A 16,505-nucleotide genomic window follows, 5' to 3' on the forward strand; every position below is an offset into this window, starting at 1 on the left:
AAGACTCCCATGAGAGACGTGCGAGCGCACCCTTCATGACGCGAAAAAAACTGCCCGAAAAAAGTTCTGCGAATCCGCGTCATGAACTCCTTCGAGCGCTGTCTCATCCCCGTACGACGCTTCCGGCCACCTGGTCGGGCGGCAAAGTGGGCGCGTTTCCTAAGGAGGAGCATGTCGCTGTTCGCGGATCTCCGCAGGCGGTTCGACCTGTTCTCCCTTCGTACCCACGACCTGGCGGGGTCTCCCGCCCAGGAGCGGCCGGAAGCGTCATACAACGACTCGGGGACGCCGTGCGGTTGGAGGGAGTCGCACGGAACAGCTGGTACCCAGCGCAGCGCCTATCTCGCGATAGCCGAGGCCCTGCAGGACGGTGCCGATGTCGTGCCTGCGAGTAGTGAGGTCGGCCGCCAGTTGGCGGAAGACGGAGTCTCGTTGCTCGAGGCACTTGATGGACTGGGTGCGCTGTACCGCTCTCACGCCGGGGGCGAGCCGGCCTTTGCGGCGGTACGCGCACTCAGTTCCAGTTGGTCCGAATCGTCCTTGACCTATCTGCACTCCCTCTCCTGCGAGGACCCACTGACCGGGCTGGCCAGCATGGCCCACGTCCGGTCGAGGCTCGGGGAGATCTACCGAGAGGCCGAAGTCCGTGGCACGTCCGTACCGTCGACCCACGCTCTGGTCGTGGTCGAACCGATCTGGCGCCAAGGCCTGTCGCCGGTGGACCGCGAGCTGCGCCTCGTCGACGTCGCCGAATGCCTCCGCATCGTCTTCTGCGCCGGCGAGGTGCTCGGCCGCGTGGGCAATCGGCGGGCCACGGCACTGGTCCCGCGCGACCACGCCCTGCCGGAACAGGTGGAGACGCTCCGCGCGCTGATCGCCCAGTGGCGGCCCGACTCCGACCCACCGCAGTACGCCCGGATCTGGATCGAAGGCCTGCCCGCCTCAGTGCAGTGGGCCGGCCGCGTCCTCGACGAACTAGCCCGCACCTGAACCCGTCCCGGTCTTCCACGGGGGGATGACCGGGACACACAACCGGAGGCGGATCGCCCATCACGGGGTGGGCGATCCGTCTCCGCTTCGGTTCGTTCTGAACCTGTCGGCGGCGGCCGATCATGTCGACGTCTACACCGTTCGGCGTGAGAGTGCCTCCCATAGTCGGCCAAACGAGCCACACTAGGAGCCATGGAAACGAGGTCCGGCATCCCGTCCTTCGCGCAGTTGGTCCAGCGCGTTTTCGAGGAGTCACCCTTGATTGGGCTGCACGGCACGGGCGTGGGCGTAGAGCGCAGCACGGCGGGTCCGGATGTCGCGCCGGATCGGTTCACGTTCGCGTACGCACCGCCCGACCGGTGGCGGCTGGAACGCCCGCCGGGCAAGCTGCGCGCGATCGGCGATCGCCGCCGCGAGGTAGAGGAGACACCCGACGGCGTGGCAAGGAGGGTGCACGTCGGCGGCGGATGGTCCGGTGAACCAGCCAGCTGGCTGCTGCGCCCATCACTGACCGGGGTCAGCGCATCGGAGTGGCTCAGGGTCGACCTCGTCGGGACCGTGATGGCCGACTCTGTCGCCGGCCGGCCGTGCTGGCGGGTGCCCCTATCACCGAAAGATGGTCAGGCCTGGCTGTGGTTCGATGCCGAACTGCCGCTCCTGCTGAGGATCGCTGCCGGCAGTACCGAGCCGGCATCCGCCGACCTGTTCGCCGAAGTGAGTGAGCTGCAGATCGGTTCAACCGGGCCGAATCCGATCGACCACCCATTGCTCAACGACTCGCTTCACCGTCCAATTACCGCGGTTCCCGAAGGCGCGAAGGGCGTGTTGCAGGCGATCCGCGCCGCGATTCCCCATGCGCACGATGTCGAGTTGTGCGGCTGGGAACCGACCGGTGAATTCGTGGCCCGCGTCGCAGGCATCGGCTCCCGCAGAGAAGCTGAGCTGGTGCTCGACCGTCGCCGCTCCACTGCGGCGCCCTATGAGGGCACTCATGCCTATTTGATGCGTGGCGGGGATGCAGACTGGTGTCTGTCGATCGACTGCGATCCCGACCTCGACCGAGGCTGGGTCCGCGAGCTGGCGAAGCGGCTGCCTGCAGCACTGAACGCGTACTGACAGCCGCCACGCCGATCGGACCGACGCAGAGTCGCGGTCAGCTCAGTGCTGGGATACCAGGCGTGCCAGTTATAGGCATGGATCGCGCCCGGGTACAGCTCTTCGTATCCCTTCACCGGGTCAGGGAAGTTGTTGACCTCCTTGCGGGCCTGCGCATAGAAGAAGTCTGGGTTGACCTGATAGCCGGAGTCCCAGATCAGGTGCAGCCGCCACCGCGGCCACGGCCCGTCGAAGCACTGCCTCCACACGATGTCGAAGTTTCCCCACACGTCGCCACCGCCGCCATAGGCGGCGTTGCCCTTTACCCAGGAGCAGTAGGCCGAGACGACGACATTGCAGCTGTCGGTGTACTCGCAGTTGGTGTCATCTGAATCGGACACGCTCTCGGACGACTGTGTGCTGTTCGGCTCCGAGACCTGCTCATTCACCACCGTGCGACGACCGTCGCTTGCGGTCTTCTCATAGGTGAGTGAGTTGCCAATGCAGGCCCACCACCTGGGCGCTTTAGCCCGGGCGGCTGCAACACACGCCGCTCCGCCTGGTCCGCCAGGCCCGTCATTCACCGCGCCGGCCACGATCTGTGGATCATCATCGGTCGCTGCCCTGACGCCGGAACGACCAGCCCTCCCGCCGCCAGCTCGGTGAGTGTCGCCCCCGCGGCGAGCCGTTGAATTGCCCTTCGCATCCAAATCCCTCCCAGCGTGAAACTGCGATACACATCGAAGCGTTCTGACGCATTCGACATCGCGAATTGTGATCCAGTCGTTACATTTCGGCGAGTGAGTCATTACAGAGAGGGCCTGGCGGCGACGTGATCGGCTTATCGGACCCGCCTTGCGGCCCGTGGCCTGTCGTGTTGTGCCCGCAGATTCCTTGGATCCAGGCGTAGTAGAGGCTCCGCCAAGGTGCGGAAGGCTGTTTGGACCGGACCGGACCGGACCGGAGCGGGCGGCGGCGAGCAGCCCGTCGACGTCGACCTCGATGAGGTGGCGGCGGCGCTGGCGAGGGCACTGGCGATGCACTGGGGAGGTGATCATCACGCGACAGCGGGGGCAGCCGACGCTGAGCGCGGCGGGCGGACTCAGGCATGTGTCTAACCCCGCGCCTGAACCGTCTCGGTCATCCACGGGGGTGACCGGGGACGCACAACCTGGGGCGGATCGCCCATCACGGGGTGGGCGATCGGTCTCCGCTTCGGTTCCTCCATTTTTGTCCGTGCGGTTGTCTAGGGTGGGTTGCATGTGTGGTCGATATGCGTCCAGCCGGGATCCGGGTGATCTTGTCGTCGAGTTCGAGATCGACGCGGGCAATGTGCGGGAGACGGTGCAGGAGGTCGAGGCGAGTTACAACGTCGCCCCGACCGATCCGGTGCTGGCCGTCGTCGAGCGCAAGGACCGGGAGAAACCCGACGAGGTGATCCGCAAACTCACCACGGTGAAGTGGGGCCTGGTGCCGTCGTGGGCGAAGGACACCTCGATCGGCAGCCGGCTGATCAACGCCCGGATGGAGACCGTCGCGGAGAAGCCCGCCTTCCGCAAGGCGTTCGCGACCCGGCGCTGCATCCTGCCGGCCGACGGTTATTACGAGTGGTACGAGACGGAGCAGAAGCTCAAGGGCAAACCCGTCAAACAGCCGTACTTCATCCACCCGGCCGATGGTGGCGTGCTGGCGATGGCCGGGTTGTACGAGATCTGGCGGGACAAGACCGTGCCCGATCCGGAGAAGGATGAGGCCTGGCTCTGGACCTGCACGGTGCTGACCACCACCGCGACCGACGACCTCGGCCGGATCCACGACCGGATGCCACTGCTGGTGGAGAAGGAGCGGTACGACGCGTGGCTGGATCCGCGCAAGTCCGATCCCGACGACCTGCTCGGTCTGCTGGTGCCTGCCGCGCCCGGCCGGTTGGAGGCGTATCCGGTATCGAAGGCGGTCAGTTCCGTGAAGAACAACGGCCGCCACCTGATCGATCCACTGCCTCTGGACGGCACGGACCCGGCCGACGCAAAGGTGGTGGCAGCCGACGTACAGGACGATGCGACGTTGTTCTAGGGGTAAGTGCCCTGCGTTGGAAGTTCTTCGGCGCTTGCGGCGCCCAGGCACGCACCTCACGGCACTGGAGAATCATCCACGATGCTCCGCATCGAGGACGCTCCTCCAGCACCGCGATGCACGCACCTGACCACCGCAATCACTCGAACAACTTCCAACGCAGGGCACTGGAGCGCTGTCGTTGCTATGGGTAGATGACAGAATCGCTCCGTGACCGATGAACGCATTGTGGCGACACCCCAGGGTGAGGCACGGATCGTGGCGCACCGGGCCCGGAGGCCGATCGCCACGCTGGCGCTCGGACACGGTGCCGGTGGTGGGATCGAGGCTGGCGATCTGGTCGCGCTGGCGGCGAGACTGCCGCGGCAGGACATCAACGTGTTCCTGATCGAGCAGCCCTGGCGCCGCGCCGGCAAGAAGGTCGCGCCCGCGCCGAAGCTGCTCGACGAGGCGTGGATCGCGACGATCGGCCAGCTCCGGATCCGTACGCCGCTGGTGCTCGGCGGGCGTAGTGCCGGGGCCCGGGTGGCCTGCCGTACGGCGACCAGCCTCGGCGGTTCCGGCGTACTGGCGCTGTCGTTTCCGTTGCACCCGCCGGGTAAACCGGAGAAGACGCGGGTGGACGAGCTGCGCGGGACCCGGCTGCCGACGTTCGTCATCCAGGGCGAGAAGGACCCGTTCGGTGCACCGGACGAGTTCCCGCCGCTGACCGAGATGGCCGTCGTACCGGATGCCGACCACTCGTTCAAGGTGCCGAAACGGGCCGAGCTGACCCAGCAGGAGAGCTTCGACCTGCTCGTCGAGGCCACTCTGGAGTGGATCACCCGGACGATCGCCTGAGTCGTCGCCTGAGTCGTCGCCTGAGGCGTCGCCTGAGGCGTCGTTTGAGGTGGGAATGCGTCGTTGCCGAGCCTTGTTGAGGCAGGTATGGCAGTGAGATCCATGACGCTGGACAAACCTCTGGTCAAGAGCCCGGTATTCTCGGTAACGATGCCGACTCCGACGACCACCGAGACTCCCGAGCAGCGAACCGAGCGCTTCGAGCGCGAGGCGCTGCCTTTCCTCGACCAGATGTACGCCGCCGCGATGCGGATGACCCGCAACCCCTCGGACGCCGAGGACCTGGTGCAGGACACCTTCGCGAAGGCCTACAGCTCGTTCCACCAGTTCACGCCCGGGACCAACCTGAAGGCGTGGCTGTACCGGATCCTGACCAACACCTTCATCAACGGCTACCGCAAGAAGCAGCGGCAGCCGACGCAGTCTCCCACCGAGGAGATCGAGGACTGGCAGCTCACCGCCGCCGAGTCGCACACCCCGGGCGGGCTGAAGTCCGCCGAGGCGGTGGCGCTGGAGCACCTGCCCGACAGCGACGTGAAACAGGCGTTGCAGTCGATCCCGGAAGACTTCCGGCTGGCCGTTTACCTGGCCGACGTCGAGGGCTTCCCGTATAAGGAGATCGCCGAGATCATGGGCACGCCGGTCGGGACCGTGATGTCCAGACTGCACCGTGGCCGGCGCCAGCTCCGTGATCTGCTGTCGGACTACGCTCGCGACCGGGGCCTGATCCCGGCGGACGAGTCCGCCCAGGCCGATGCTGTGGCCGGGACCGGTTCGGAGGGGAAGTCATGAGCTGCGGCGGACACCACGACGTCGACTGCGGAGAGATCCTGCAACGGGTCTACGTCTTCATCGACAACGAGCTCGAGGACGCGAGCTGCGCCGAGATCAAGGCCCACCTCGACGAGTGCGCCCCCTGCCTCGACGAGTACGACCTGGAGCGCTGCGTGAAGAAACTCGTCAACCGCTCCTGCGGCGACGAGCACGCCCCCGACGCCCTCCGCCAGAAGATCCTGGCCCGCATTACCGAAGTCCGCCTGGAAATCACCACCACCCAGGAGTAGTCAGCCCGGGTTCAGCGCTTGGCCGTGCCGATTTGGTCGGCGGGTGGGGCGTTGACGGGGAGCGGCTCGCCGTAGCTGGTGAACGTCGCCTGCAGGCTGGTCCGGCCGGATTGCGGGCGCGTGGTCATGAACGCCACCCGGACCGGCAGGTTGCCCTCGCCGAGCCAGATGTTGACGTCCAAGGTCCTCGGCATGTCCTGGGTGCTGGTGACGTACGGGCTCAGCGCCTTGGCGGCGACGGCCTTGCGCAGATCGATCACCAGGCGGTATTTCGTGGCGACGTCGTCCTCGATGCTCTCCTTGGCTCCGCGGGTGAAGGTGGCGTACGGCGCACCGTTCGCGAGGAGGTGCGGCAACGACTGGCTCGCGATGATCTCGGCCAACGCGGCCGACATGGTCACCTGCGCGCTCGGCGTCTTGGTCACCTTGACCCAGGGCTTGGCCTCGTTGCCCGTGAGGCTCTTGTCCTTGATGTAGAAGACGCCGTCGATCCGGACGAAGTGGATGTCGTCGGCCCGCACCGACATGTCCGTCGTGGTCGCCTTGAAGCGCAGGTTGGCCGTGATCGAGGCCGGGCCGTCCTCGTCGGTGGTCACCGCGGTGACGGCGACCGTGCCCTTGGCCTTGAGCGCGCGTACGACCTGAGGGCCGAAGTTGTCCCGCGTCAACGGGCCCTTCACGGGCGGCGGCAGCTTCATCGACGTCGTCGCGCCGGGGGTGGCCGTGGCGGTCGCGTCGGTCGGCCCGGGCGTCGGTGTTGTCGGGGTCTGGCCCGGGGGAGTAGTTGCCGTTCCGCCGGGGTCGGCCGGGACCGTCGTACTCGTGCTCGGGCTGTTGCTCGCGGCTGGGTCGGAACCCCCACAACCAGCCAGACCGGCGACCACGAGCAGGGCGGACACACTGACGACGTACGACTTCACGGCGACTCTCTTCGGGGACGACGGGATACCAGGCCGGAGCGGCCATTGGGGGCCAGATCGGCCCGCGGTCCGGATCGCCCCCATACTCCGGATCGGCCCACAGTATGGAGGCGGACGTGCCGGTTTGGCCAGCACGGTTTGAGACTCAGTTGGGGCTTATGAGGAGCTCGAGATCGTCCACCGCCGCCTTCGCTCCGAGCTCGGCATACAGGCGGCGAGCGGCGGACCACTCTGCCAGCGCTTCATCGTGCTGACCGCGTGCGTCCAGCACCGAGCCGACCACCTGCAGCGCCCGGGCTTCGAGGGTCTGGTCGTGCAGGATCCTGGCCCGCTCCGCGCTGGTCCGGCCGTGGGTGAGCGCGTCGGCGAGCTCGTGCTGTTCGAGTTGGGTCTTGGCCAGCTCGACGGTGGCGATGATCTCGAACGTGGTCAGGTTGTTGCGCCGGCACACCGTGATGCTCTCCTGCAGCACGTCCGCGCTCCGCGTGAGCCGGTGGGCCCTGCGATGCGCGATACCGATGTTGTTCAGCGCGCGGGCCAGTCGTAACGGCCGATCGGCGTCCTTGAGCAGGGTGAGCGCCCGGTCGTAGTAGTCGAGCTCGCACTCGGCATTGCCCTGCTGGCCGTACAGAATGCCGAGGGAGAGGTAGCACTGCACCTCGCGCGAATGGCTGTTGAGGACACTCGCGATATCCAGCGCCTGATGCCCGGCCTTGACGCCCTCGTCCGCACGCCCGAGCAGGCCGAAGAGATAACTCAGGTTGCACAACGCGGCGGCCTGACCATGCCGGTCGTCGGCCGCGACGAACAGCTCGAGGGCCTTGCGCATCCCGTCGATGGCTTCGTTCCAGCGGCCGAGGTGGCCCAGGGCGGCGGCCAGGTCGTAACTGGCGATACCGCGCATGGACGGCTCGGCGCGATCGCGAATCAGCATTGCCAGCTCGAGGTAATCGCCCATCATGCTGGCGTTCTGGTAGACGGGGAACATGGCCGTGGTGAGCTGCACGGTCAGCCGGTCGATCTGCTCGCTCATGCCGAGGGCCTGCTGGACCAAGGCGCGGATATGCCGCCGCTCGGAGTAGAACCACGCGCTGGTCGTGACCTCGTCGTCGATCACCGGCAACGGCCCGACCAGGTCGGCGTCGTACCAGGTTTGCCGCTCGTCCAGCCCGTACTGGAGGTCGGCGAGGCGCCACGCAATCCCGGCGTACAGCCTGAGCAGGCGCTCGATCGCGATGGGCCGCGCGGACGGCGGCAGGTTGGCGGCGCCATACTCCTGGGCGTAGATGGTGACCAGGTCGTGGAAGCGGTAGCGCCCGGGCAATCGCGTCTCGAGCAGGCCATTGTCGACAAGGCGCTCCATCAACCGCTCGGCGGTATCCGTGTCGACCTCCATCAACGCCGCGGCCGCCGGAATACCGATATCCGGCCCCGGGCAGAACGTCAGCACCACCAGCGCCTCGACCGCCTGCCGATCGCGCGCGTCCTCGCTCTGCGCGAGCTGCTCCAGGGAAAGCCCGAGCGAACTCCGCACGCCGAGGTCGTGGTGCTCCAACTCGTCCAGCTGGCGGTGCTTGTCGCCGAGCCGGGTATTGACCAGGGAGACGGGCCAAGGCGGTCGAGCCGCGAGGCGCGCGCCAACGATCCGGATGGCCAGCGGGAGATGCCCGCACCGGCCGATCAACTCGCGTACGGCGGCCGGCTCGGCCTCGATCCGGGAATCGCCGGCCACACTCGCGAGCAAGCCGATCGCCTCGTCGTCGGTGAACGTGTCGAGCTGGATCTGCTGGACGCCGGGCAGCGTGGTGAGCGAACGCCTGCTGGTCACGATCACCGCCGACCCGGCCGTCCCGGGGAGCAGCTCGATCGCCTGCTGCGCGTCGGAGGCGTTATCCAGTACGACGAGGACGCGCTTGCCCGCGAGCAGCGACCGATACCGGCCGGCCGCGTGCACGGGATCGGCCGGGATCTCGTTGGCCGGTACGGCGAGGGCGGCGAGCAACATCGACAGGGCCTGGCCTGCCGGCATCGGGTCATCCGGGCCGAACCCGCGCAGGTCGACGTACAACTGGCCGTCCGGGAACTCCTCGGCCAGCTGATGCGCGACGTGCACGGCGAGCGCGGTCTTGCCGACACCGCCCATGCCGACGACTGCCGCGACCCCGACGCTCGTCGTACTCCCGAGGGCCGCGGTCAACTCCGCGATCTGCCGCTCGCGCCCGGTGAAGTCCCCGACGGTGGGCGGCAACATCCTCGGTACGTCACTACGCTCGCCCGCCCCAGTCCCAGCCCTGCCGGCTCCAGTCCTCCCAGCCTCAGTCCTCCCAGCCCCGGTCCTAGCCGCCTCAGCCGTCCCAGCCGCGCCAGCCCCTCCGCCCGCGCCAGCCCGTCCGCCCGCACCAGCCCTGCCGCCCGCGCCAGCCCATCCGCCAGTGCTCGCCGTCCCGCTGGCGCCAGCCCGTCGGCCCGCGCCAGCTCGTCCGCCCGCGCCCGCCGTCCCGCCGGTCATCGCACTCAGCTCGGGCGGCGGCTCGGCATCCGGCCTGGACGCATAAAGCAGCCGCGCACGGTCGTAATCGGACAACCTCAGCGCCTCGGCCAGCAACAACACCGTCTCCCGCCGCGGCGACGTCCGCTTCCCGCGCTCAAGCGTGCTCACCGCCTGCGGACTCAGCGTCGCCAGCTCCGCCAGCCCAGCCTGCGTCAACCCGGCCCTGGTCCGAAATTCCCGCAACAACCCCGCAAACCCCACCACTTCACCCGCCAACCCGTCCCCCCTCCGCCGTGACCGTCAGAAAGCCAACCTGACGATCAACCCACAGGCCGGACCCCGGGCAGCAAGCCTCGCACCAGCAGGCAGCCAACCGCCATCCGAATACCACCCGGACCGCCACGACACCTCCCGCGCTCAGCGAACGGACCCAAACCCCACCCGCCCAACCGTCATTATGAACGACCCCACCGACAACCCCCGGCCCTGTCCACCCCAAACCCCTGCCCAATCCACCTGCGATCAGGTCGCGCCGCCTCCTCAGGTACGGCGTTGTGGTTGGCCGTCGTACCAGAAGAAGTGGCGGTCGACGTCTGGAGGCTGGGGCTCGTTCAGGAGGTGGTCCAGTTCGTCGACGGCTTTGGTCATGCCTAGCCGCTCGTAAAGGGCGCGAGCTGTCCGCCATTGGTCGTGGGCGCCGGCCGTGTCGTTCTGGATGTGGAGTACCTGGCCGGCCATTTGGAATCCACGGGCCTCCAGCGACCCGATGCCGATGGCGCGTGCTTGCTCGATCGCCAGCTGGGTGCACTCGAAGGCCTCGGCGAAGCGCTCCTGCGCCAATTGGGTGCGGGCGAGCTCGACGAGACCGATGGCCTTGTTCGTGAGCTGCCCTGCCTGCTCCGCGGCCTCGACACTCCTTCGCAGGAGGCGCGCGCTCTCGTCCAGTCGGCCGGCACGTCGGTGAGCTATCGCTGTGTGCTTGTAGACGTTGTGGCGTCGGCGGAATTCGGCTGGTTCCTCTTGGGCCAGTGTGATTGCCCGCTCGAAGTACGCGAGCTCCTGTTGGGTTTCGCCGCGTTGCCCGTGAGCCATCCCCAAGTACAGATACTGCTGGCTGGCTCGTTGGGGGAAGGCCATCGTCTGCAAGAGCGCCAGGCCGCGTTGGCCTGCGGCGATGCTCGAGTCGAGCTGGCCGACGATGGCATAGCAATGGGTGAGATTGCGCAGCACCATCGCCTGGCCCGTCTCGTCGTCGGCGTCACGAAAGAGAGTGAGCGCGTTTTCGAGATGTTCGAGGCCTTCGTGCGCATGGCTGGTTTCGAACAGGACGGCGCCGGCATCGTGCTGGAGTATGCCGAGCGCCGATCCGTCGCCGATTCGAGTGGCTGCTTCCCGAGCGAGGCGGTTCACGTAGGCAAGATCGTTGTGCAAGGCAAGATCGACGTACATGGGCAACATCGCGATGGCGAGTTGGGCAAGCAGTGCGTCGTGTTCCGGAGTCGCCAGAGCAGCCGCCTCCGTTACGTTGCGCCGTTCCGCTTTGAGCCAGTCCGCTGCGGCGATCGTTGCTTGATCGTCTAATGGCACCACAGGTCCAAGTGCGTCGACGTCGTACCAGTGCAGGCGTTCGTCCACGCTCCCAGTGCGATCTGAGGCTTGCCAAGCGGAGCGGGCATAGAGGCGAAGCACCGGCGCCAAGTTTCCATTCGCCCTCCCCGGCGTCAGTTCGCTGAGGTAGGTGCGGAGGAGGTCGTGGAATCGGTAGCGGCCGGGGAGATGTGTCTCTAGCAAAGCGTTGTCGACAAGGCGTTCGAGCAGGCGCTCGGTCGGCGCGAGGTCTTGGTCGAGCAGGGCGGCGGCAACCTTCGTGCTGAAGTCCGGGCCAGGCGCTGACGGCAAAACCAAAATGGCGTTCACTGCTTGTAGGTCCCACTGGTCGTCGCTGTTCGAGAGTTGCTCGATCGATAGCGCCAGGGAGCGCCGTACGCCGAGGTCAAGGTGATCGAGTTCGTCCAGCTGGCGACGTTGATCGGCTAGGCGTTCGCTCATCGCGGCAAGCGGCCACGATGGCCTTGCGGCAAGCCGGGCGCCGATGATTCGAAGCGCCAATGGCAGGTAGCCGCAAAGTCGTACGATCTCCCGCGCGGCTTCGAACTCGTCACCGAATCGTCGGCCGGACGTGCGCGCGAGCGCGGCCAACGCCTCCTGCTCGCTGAAGGCACTGAGCCGGATCTCCTTGGCGCCGGCGGTGACGATCGACCGGCGGCTGGTGATGATCGCCGCCGAACCGGGCGACGTCGGAAGTAGAGGCTCGACCTGGCGGGCATCCAGTGCGTTGTCCAGTAACAGCAGCACTCGTTTGCCGGCGAGGAAGGAGCGATAGCGGCCGACTGCGGAGGCAAGGTCTGCTGGGACCTCGGCGGCAGGCATTCCCATCGCGACGAGCAGGGTCGAGATCGACTCGATCCCGGTCCGTGGCTCGGTCGGACCGTAGCCACCCAGGTCGACGTACAGCTGTCCGTCGGTGAACGCAGGGCTGGCCTGGTGGGCTGCGTGCAACGCGAGGCTGGTCTTACCCACGCCTCCCATGCCACTGATCGCGACCAGCCCGATCGCCGCCGCGTCCGGTTCGACCGTGGGTCGAAGGCGCCCTAGCACCTCGGCGACCTCAGCCTCTCGGCCGGTGAAGTCCCCCGCAGAGGGCGGCAACGTTCGAGGTCTCGGCCTGACATCCAGCGGCAGGGCGTCCGGGTAAGCCGCGTCCGGATAAGCCGCGTCCGGGTAAGCCGCGGCCGGGTCGGCCGTATCGCGGGAGGCGACGAGCAGTCGGTGGGTATCGGCATCCGACAGGCCAAGAGCGGTCGCCACCAAGAGAACGGTTTCGCGACGAGGTCGGCTCCTCGTGCCGCGCTCCAGCGTGCTTACGGTTTGCGTGCTGAGCGTGGCCAGCACGCCGAGCTGCTCTTGCGTCAGGCCCGCCGCCGTGCGCATCCTTCTAAGGAGATCGCCGAACGTGCTCTGCGATGGCATCGGACCGATCCCCCCTCGGCAATCCGCTGGGCGCATGAACCACGTTCAAGCACGATAGCGCGGCCTGATACCGATCTCAGGGCGAAGCGCAAGGTCGAACGGTGGGAGGTTCGGCACGCCGACACGGCTCTGTGGGGTAGAAACAGGTAAAGATTTGAGCGGATTGTCGTCGCGCACTGGAGCGAATTGATCGCGGCGAGTTATTACCGGCGAAACGGCGACACGGTGCGTTAACGATGCTTGAAATGATGTATTTGATCAAACGAGTCAAACAGTCGCTTGATCGCCATTGTCAAGCGTGTGACGCGGGAATTCGGGTACCCGAACTAGGTTAACGGTTTCACGATGGGATTATTGCGCTGTGTATCTGAATGGAGACGCTCTGCTGACAAGACCTGTCTCCAGAGTGGTCTTGCAGTGAGCTGTGACCCAATTGCAAAGACCCCGGTCAAGGCCGGGGTCTTCGCTCTGCGTAGCCGCCTGAGTCAGGCGTTGGGGCGCTTGCCGTGGTTCGCGCCCTTCTTCTTACGTGCACGGCGCTTGCGGCCGGTCTTTCCCATTCCAAAGCCTCCTCATTACAACTGCAAAGAGTGACAGTCTCTCATACCACAACGCTGTCTTGAGCACAGTGCGGCGAGTCACTGGCTGCCTTACAGTGTTTCGGCGCCCCCCTGCTGAGCAAAATTCGTAAGAGAGTCAGCGAAGCGCTGTCTGCCCCCCTGTGCCCACTCCGGTGGGTTCAAGACTACGCCGCTGATCGGAGGTGACCTACCATGTTCAAGACCGAGATCGATTGGTGATTCAGGCTTGAAGGCGTGAGATGACCGAGGCGAACCATCGCACGGCCCTGCACATCGCAGTGGCTGCCTCGAGTCTCGCCGCTATCAGCGCTTTGTTGGTATCGGTGCCTCACCTTACGGACTACTGGACTCTCGTGCAGTTGTGCGTCGTCGTCATCGCGGCGACCAGACTGCGCTTTCCACATGGCCCCGCGAGCGGGGCCAGCGTCGCATCCTTGGTTTTGGTATCCGTCTTCGTCGTGGCTGGACCCGCGGCCGCGGTGGTGGTCGCCGCAATCGGCGCGCTGTTTCAGGCGCGTGGAGTCCCACCGGTCAAGCGGATGTTTAACGCGTCTCAGCGCACTCTGTCAGCCGGTGCCGGTGGCCTGGCCTATGTACTCGTCGGAGGGCCGGTAGGAAACGCGGCCCTTGACGACCTGTTGAGAACCGTCCTCGCGGTGACGGTTGGTGGCATCGTCCACCAGATTGTGAACGTACTGCTTGTCTGCATTGTCATGACGCTGGAGCGCGGCCCGCAGGTCGCTGTCGAACTCCTCAAGGGCGTACTGCCGACAGTGCTTCCGAACCTCGGCTATCGCTACCTCGGCCTGTTGATGGCGGTTGTCTGGATGGGCGGGCTGGGGATCCTCGCTGGTGTGCTTGCCATCGTGCCGCTCCTGGTGGCCCGGTGGGCGTACACCCAGGACGAAGCCGAGCGGAAAGCTCAGGCCGCCACGATGCGCGCCTTTATCCAGGTCATCGAGACCAAGGACCTCTATACCCGCGGCCATTCGGAGCGCGTCAGCCATGGCGTCGGCCTGCTCGGCCGCCACCTCAAGCTCAGCGCCCATCGCCAGCACGCTCTGGAACATGCGGGCCTCCTTCATGACGTCGGCAAAGTGGGCGTTCCGACTCGGGTCATCCAGAAACCGGGGAAACTCGACGATTCGGAGATGGATGCGATTCGCCTCCATCCGGCGCGTGGTGTCGAACTGATCGGGGACATCCCGTTCCTCGAGGAGGTCAAATCGGCCGTCCTGCACCACCACGAGAAGTACGACGGAACCGGGTACCCGGCTGGCCTAAGTGGTCCGAATATTCCGTACTTCGCCAGGATGATCGGAATTGTGGACGCTTTCGATAGCCTGACGTCGACTCGTTCCTACCGACCCGCGCGATCGGTCGACGAGACTCTTGACATCTTGGTGCACGACCGGTTCACCCATTTCGACCCTGAACTGGTCGATTCGTTCGTGTCGGTGATCAAGGCCGAGGGCTGGCATCCGAGTACTGCGGACCAGCCGGTGCCCGATGCGGCGGTGGAGGCCACCGTTGACCATGATGACCTCAGCCTGGGAAGTGGCGGCGGTGCCACCGGCTCAGCAGCAGGGCCGACATGATCCTCAATGCGAAGGACCGGCCCGGCCAGGCCGGCAGCGGTGTTGTCATTGTTCTGGCAGGCGCTGCCGTTGGTGCTGCGGCTCTGCTGGTAACCCTTCGGCAGGGTGTGACCGGCTGGTCTTTCGCCTTGGCTTTCGGTCTCCTGATCGCTGTCGGCGAGATGGTCCAGTTCAGGGTCGATCGGAGCCGCAACCGCGCTCCTATCGCCACCAGTGCAGCGCTCGGCTATGCGATGCTGCGCGGTCCCGCGGTGTCCGAACCGCCGGACTTGGCCCAAGTCATCGCCATCACAGGCGTTGCCACGATCATCGGAATTCTCCCGCGGTTGGTGGCGGGGCTCTGGTGGGACATGGTGATCTCTTCACGCCGCGTTCTTTCCGTTGCCTGCGCTGCCGGCATCTTCATGCTCGTCACGCCGGACCGGCTTTACTGGAACGGTTCCTGGACTCATGCAGTCCCGCTGACCGGCGGCATGCTGCTCGCGGTCCTCAGCGCAGGGGTGCTGGACGCGGTCATTGGTGCCGGACAGGACACCGAGCGATACGACCGGCCGTTCCCGGCGGCTCTTCGCGACGAACTTGTGGTGATGGGCCGCATCGGTATGGCGATGGGCATCAGTAGCATTCTGCTAGCCGCAGCCACCTCGTTGATCGGGCTTTGGGCTCCGCCGCTGGTGGTCGTGCCGCTATTGATGACTCAGTTCGCGTTCAGACGTTATGCGTCGGCTCAGCGGACCTATCGGACCACGGTTCGCTCGATGGCGAGGAGTACGGAGATCGCGGGCTTCAGCAGCCCAGGGCAGAGCAGCAGAACGGCGACGCTAGCCGTGGCGATGGGGCACGATCTCGGGCTCACTCCATCGCGCATGGAGGCGCTTGAGTACGCCGCATTGCTCGCCGGTGTCGGACAGTTGGCTCTCGCTGATCCGAGCCCGGGTGGAGCGTCGTTGCTTCGTGGCCGGGAGGATCGCCAGCGGGCTGCTGAGATCGGGGCGGAGGTCATCGAGCGGTCTGGCGTACTCGACCATGTCGCGGAGATCGTCAGGCATTCGAGCGATCCGTATCGTCATGGCCGCGCTAGTAACGCCGCGATCCCGCTGGAGAGCGGAATTGTCAACGTTGCCCTGGCCTACGAACAACTGGTCGGTGAAGGCTCCGGTCAGGCTCCCGCTAAAGCACTGGAGAGCATCGGCCTGGGTATCGGCGCGGAATATGACCCGGTCGTCTTCGAGTCGTTGCGACGAGTGGTCAACCGGGGCTTTTGCTTCTGATCAACTCGCCATCTCACTACCAGGCAGCTCCGGTTCGGGGGTGGGCTGGAGGGCGGTGTGGAGGAGGAGGGCGGCGCCGGAGGCGGTTAGGAGGTCGCCGAGGCTGATGGCTTGGCCGGTGGTGGGGAGGGCTAGGGGGAGGGTGTCGCCTAGCCAGGGGAGCAGGGTGGCGGGGGTTTCGAGTTCGTGGCGGGGGCCGGGGGCGACGGTGGGGGAGAGGCCGGCGGCGGTCAGGGCCGAGGGGGCGACTGGCATTGCGCCGTTGAGGGCGACGACGAGGGCGTTGGAGAAGAAGCCGAGGGCCAGGAGGGGGACGCCTGGGCGGTTGAGGTTTCGGCGGAGGAAGATCGCGATGCAGATTGCTGAGGCGATTAGGCCCGCCGCATAGAAAGTGCCCGCCGCGAGAGCGCCGAAGAGCTGGAAAAAGGCGGCTAGGCCTAGCCAGGGGAGGGCGGTCAGGGGGTGGAGGGCGAGGTTCTGGAGGCGGCCGCCGGTCAGTAGGGCCAGGGGGATGGCCAGGAGGATCACCAGCAGAACCAGTAGCACAGTTGC

14 protein-coding genes and 1 pseudogene are annotated in these 16,505 nt (G+C 66.3%); 9 read left to right on the forward strand and 6 right to left on the reverse strand.

Translation table 11 applies throughout. From position 1 onward, the window contains the following. Positions 1–171 precede the first annotated feature (171 nt). The 7 genes from OG394_RS37670 to rsrA all read left to right on the forward strand — a co-directional run bounded on the left by OG394_RS37670 (position 172) and on the right by rsrA (position 6,062). Entirely contained in the window at positions 172–990 is an 819-nt protein-coding gene (locus OG394_RS37670; protein ID WP_328992091.1) for a hypothetical protein, read from the forward strand. Positions 991–1,182: 192 nt separating this feature from the next. Next, on the forward strand, positions 1,183–2,106 hold the full coding sequence (locus OG394_RS37675) for a hypothetical protein (protein ID WP_328992092.1): 924 nt from the start codon (positions 1,183–1,185) through the stop codon (positions 2,104–2,106). Positions 2,107–3,011: 905 nt separating this feature from the next. Continuing rightward, the gene (locus OG394_RS37680) at positions 3,012–3,203 is read left to right on the forward strand and encodes a hypothetical protein (RefSeq protein WP_328992093.1); all 192 of its coding nucleotides are present in this window, start codon (positions 3,012–3,014) and stop codon (positions 3,201–3,203) included. Between the two features lie 142 nt (positions 3,204–3,345). After that, on the forward strand, positions 3,346–4,158 hold the full coding sequence (locus OG394_RS37685) for an SOS response-associated peptidase (RefSeq protein ID WP_328992094.1): 813 nt from the start codon (positions 3,346–3,348) through the stop codon (positions 4,156–4,158). A gap of 210 nt (positions 4,159–4,368) precedes the next feature. Further along, positions 4,369–4,998 (forward strand): alpha/beta hydrolase family protein, encoded by a 630-nt coding sequence (locus OG394_RS37690; protein WP_328992095.1) that lies wholly within the window; start codon positions 4,369–4,371, stop codon positions 4,996–4,998. 150 nt (positions 4,999–5,148) lie between these two features. Beyond that, a complete protein-coding gene (locus OG394_RS37695) occupies positions 5,149–5,790 on the forward strand; it encodes a sigma-70 family RNA polymerase sigma factor (protein WP_328996912.1) in 642 nt (213 codons plus the stop codon). After that, on the forward strand, positions 5,787–6,062 hold the full coding sequence (gene rsrA, locus OG394_RS37700) for a mycothiol system anti-sigma-R factor (protein ID WP_328992096.1): 276 nt from the start codon (positions 5,787–5,789) through the stop codon (positions 6,060–6,062). The genes OG394_RS37695 and rsrA overlap by 4 nt, the downstream gene beginning before the upstream one ends. An 11-nt stretch (positions 6,063–6,073) precedes the next feature. Here the strand turns inward: rsrA and OG394_RS37705 are convergent, their stop codons facing one another. The 5 genes and pseudogenes from OG394_RS37705 to OG394_RS40195 form a co-directional block, all read right to left on the reverse strand. After that, positions 6,074–6,982: a hypothetical protein gene (locus tag OG394_RS37705; protein ID WP_328992097.1), complete on the reverse strand. Its 909-nt coding sequence runs from the start codon at positions 6,980–6,982 to the stop codon at positions 6,074–6,076. Between the two features lie 145 nt (positions 6,983–7,127). After that, positions 7,128–9,233: an NB-ARC domain-containing protein gene (locus tag OG394_RS37710; RefSeq protein WP_328996913.1), complete on the reverse strand. Its 2,106-nt coding sequence runs from the start codon at positions 9,231–9,233 to the stop codon at positions 7,128–7,130. A 318-nt stretch (positions 9,234–9,551) separates the two neighbouring features. After that, positions 9,552–9,737, reverse strand: a pseudogene (locus OG394_RS37715) (helix-turn-helix transcriptional regulator); the annotation flags it as partial. Between the two features lie 276 nt (positions 9,738–10,013). Further along, on the reverse strand, positions 10,014–12,503 hold the full coding sequence (locus OG394_RS37720; protein ID WP_328992098.1) for a helix-turn-helix domain-containing protein: 2,490 nt from the start codon (positions 12,501–12,503) through the stop codon (positions 10,014–10,016). Between the two features lie 485 nt (positions 12,504–12,988). Then, positions 12,989–13,063, reverse strand: a complete 75-nt coding sequence (locus tag OG394_RS40195; RefSeq protein ID WP_369759046.1) for a 50S ribosomal protein bL37 — start codon at positions 13,061–13,063, stop codon at positions 12,989–12,991. Between the two features lie 260 nt (positions 13,064–13,323). Between OG394_RS40195 and OG394_RS37725 the strand changes: the two genes are divergently transcribed. Both OG394_RS37725 and OG394_RS37730 read left to right on the forward strand, forming a co-directional pair. Beyond that, complete coding sequence (locus OG394_RS37725) at positions 13,324–14,682, forward strand: HD-GYP domain-containing protein (RefSeq protein ID WP_328992099.1); 1,359 nt, start codon at positions 13,324–13,326, stop codon at positions 14,680–14,682. Further along, entirely contained in the window at positions 14,679–15,953 is a 1,275-nt protein-coding gene (locus OG394_RS37730; RefSeq protein ID WP_328992100.1) for an HD-GYP domain-containing protein, read from the forward strand. The genes OG394_RS37725 and OG394_RS37730 overlap by 4 nt, the downstream gene beginning before the upstream one ends. On the opposite strand, the gene OG394_RS37735 is transcribed toward OG394_RS37730, so the two are convergent. Further along, a complete protein-coding gene (locus OG394_RS37735) occupies positions 15,954–16,499 on the reverse strand; it encodes a DUF5317 domain-containing protein (RefSeq protein WP_328992101.1) in 546 nt (181 codons plus the stop codon). It lies immediately after the preceding gene. Between the last annotated feature and the right edge of the window lie 6 nt (positions 16,500–16,505).

Origin of the sequence: Kribbella sp. NBC_01245, from assembly GCF_036226525.1 — a bacterium.
Taxonomy (GTDB): Bacteria; Actinomycetota; Actinomycetes; order Propionibacteriales; family Kribbellaceae; genus Kribbella.